Below are 2,500 nucleotides of genomic sequence, written 5' to 3'. Positions count from 1 at the left end.
CGGTATTAGCCATCGTTTCCAATGGTTATCCCCCTCCATAAGCCAGATTCCCAAGCATTACTCACCCGTCCGCCACTCGTCAGCATCGAAAGCAAGCTTTCAACCCGTTACCGTTCGACTTGCATGTGTTAAGCCTGCCGCCAGCGTTCAATCTGAGCCATGATCAAACTCTTCAGTTTAATCTTTCTCAATTCGTACACTAACAAAGCTCTATGATTTTATTAAAAATCACTATGAATTTCAGTTAAGCACTAATTGTTCTAAATCTTTTAAATTTTCCAGAATCAACAATGCCCACACAGATTGTCTGATTGATTGTTAAAGAGCAAAAAATAACGACGCGATGTGTGTATATCTTTCAATTTCTACAACGTCGCGTCTCGTTGTGTGCGGCGTATTATAGGCATCTGAAAAATCTTTGCAACCCCTTTTTGCAAAAAAATCGCAAAAAACACGAAAAATCATTGCAACTGATTATTTTGAACTCACACTGCTGAATTATCAGGCAAAGTGCGGTGGAAAATTAGCAAATTTTTTACCGCACTTGATTTTAATTCTTAAGCTTTTTTATTAACGCTGGTAAGTCCGCCACACTATTTATCACAATGTCTGCAGATTTTTCACTTTCTTCGCTTACTGCTTTTCCTGTTCGCACCAAAACACAGGTTTTTACGCCTGCCCCTTTGCCTGCCTGCATGTCTTCTTTTTATCCCCCACCATAAAAGACTGCGCGGGATCAATATGCAATTCTTTAATCGCTTGCAATAGCATTCCTGATTTTGGCTTGCGACAATCGCAATCTTCTTTATATTCACCTTTACCCTCAGGGTGATGAGGACAATAATAGATGCCATCAAAATCCACACCACGATCTGCCAGTGACCAATCCATCCATTCCGTGAGTTGTAGGAATTGTTGTTCCGAAAAATAACCGCGCGCAATGCCTGATTGATTCGTCACTAGCACCAATAAATAGCCCATCGCTTTTAACTGCTGCAAGGCTTCAATACTTCCTTCGATAAATTGGAAGTCATCAATTTGATGTACATAGCCGTGATCGATGTTGATCGTGCCATCTCGATCTAGAAAAATTGCTTTATTCACGTTTTGATCCTTGTTTATCTTTATTCTTGCTATTTCGCTCAATTATGACTTAATTTTGTTCTAACTAATAGCTGAACATTCTAAAAATGTTGTGAATAAATATTGACATAGCAATCTAGACGTCTAAAATACAGAAAAACTTAAATTTAAGCATATTAGAAAGGGCTTATATGATTAAGCTAGAAAACCTTAACAAAATTTTTGACATTGCGGATAAAAAAATCACCGCACTTGATAATGTCAATCTTCACGTTCCTAAAGGGCAAATTTGTGGTGTGATTGGCGCATCTGGTGCAGGGAAAAGTACGCTTATCCGTTGTGTGAACTTGTTGGAACGCCCAACGTCGGGTTCGGTAGTGGTAAATGGCAAAGAATTAACGCATTTGTCAGACAGCCAACTCATTCAAGAACGCCGTAATATTGGAATGATTTTCCAGCATTTCAATTTGCTCAGTTCGCGCACCGTTTATGGCAACATCGCGTTGCCGTTGGAATTAGCCGGTGAAAGCAAAGCCCATATTAAACAAAAAGTGGAACAGCTGCTTTCCTTAGTGGGATTAAGTGAAAAGCGCGATGTTTACCCTGCCAATCTTTCAGGTGGACAAAAGCAACGTGTTGCAATTGCGCGTGCATTGGCAAGTGATCCCAAAGTGTTACTGTGCGATGAAGCAACCAGCGCGTTAGATCCCGCCACCACGCAAGCAATTTTAAAATTATTAAAAGAAATCAACCGCACTTTAGGTATCACTATTTTGTTGATCACGCACGAAATGGACGTGGTAAAACGCATTTGCGATCAAGTGGCAGTGATTGATAAAGGGCGTTTAGTGGAACAAGGTTCGGTCAGTGAGATTTTCTCTAATCCTAAAACCGAGTTGGCACAGCAATTTATTAGCTCAACATTCCACATTAATTTGCCTGAAGAATATTTGGAAAAATTATCGCCAACGCCAAAACACCCAAATGCTTGGCCAATCATTAAATTTGAATTTACTGGTCGTTCAGTGGATGCTCCTTTACTTTCACAAGCCTCTAAACGTTTTGGGGTGGATTTAAGTATTCTCACCTCGCAAATTGATTATGCGGGTGGCGTGAAATTTGGTTTTACCATCGCAGAAGTGGAAGGCAACGAAGATGCCATTACACAAGCTAAGATTTATTTAATGGAAAATAATGTTCGTGTGGAGGTATTAGGTTATGTGGACTGAATTTAGTGCGGAATTTTCCCGCCAACTTACCCCACAAGTGTGGCAGCTTATCGCCAATAGCTCATTTGAAACCGTTTATATGAGCCTTGTGGCCACCTTTTTTGCCGTGCTATTTGGCTTGCCACTGGGCATTATCACCTTCTTAACCAAAGAAGGACAAACCCTAAATAATAAAAAATTGAACCGCA

1 protein-coding gene, 1 rRNA gene and 2 pseudogenes (1 of these 4 cut by a window edge) are annotated in these 2,500 nt (G+C 40.2%); 2 read left to right on the top strand and 2 right to left on the bottom strand.

Annotated features, from left to right (window positions below; genetic code table 11):
* Positions 1-179 (bottom strand): 16S ribosomal RNA (locus C3Z13_RS05975); it reaches 1,362 nt to the left of the window's first position.
* A gap of 371 nt (positions 180-550) precedes the next feature.
* Positions 551-1,104: pseudogene (gmhB, locus tag C3Z13_RS05970) on the bottom strand (D-glycero-beta-D-manno-heptose 1,7-bisphosphate 7-phosphatase).
* A gap of 170 nt (positions 1,105-1,274) precedes the next feature.
* Between gmhB and metN the strand changes: the two are divergent.
* Both metN and C3Z13_RS05960 read left to right on the top strand, forming a co-directional pair.
* Positions 1,275-2,312: a methionine ABC transporter ATP-binding protein MetN gene (metN, locus tag C3Z13_RS05965; protein WP_103855328.1), complete on the top strand. Its 1,038-nt coding sequence runs from the start codon at positions 1,275-1,277 to the stop codon at positions 2,310-2,312.
* Positions 2,302-2,500: pseudogene (locus tag C3Z13_RS05960) on the top strand (methionine ABC transporter permease); the annotation flags it as partial. The gene metN and the pseudogene C3Z13_RS05960, both read left to right, overlap by 11 nt.

This window comes from Avibacterium endocarditidis, from assembly GCF_002921145.1.
GTDB classification, from domain to species: Bacteria; Pseudomonadota; Gammaproteobacteria; order Enterobacterales; family Pasteurellaceae; genus Avibacterium; species Avibacterium endocarditidis.
This window is presented reverse-complemented; position numbering and strand designations above follow the sequence as displayed.

Excerpts from the sequence above, each read along its gene's own strand:
- metN (WP_103855328.1), top strand. The coding sequence starts at position 1,275 with ATGATTAAGCTAGAAAACCTTAACAAAATTTTTGACATTGCGGATAAA.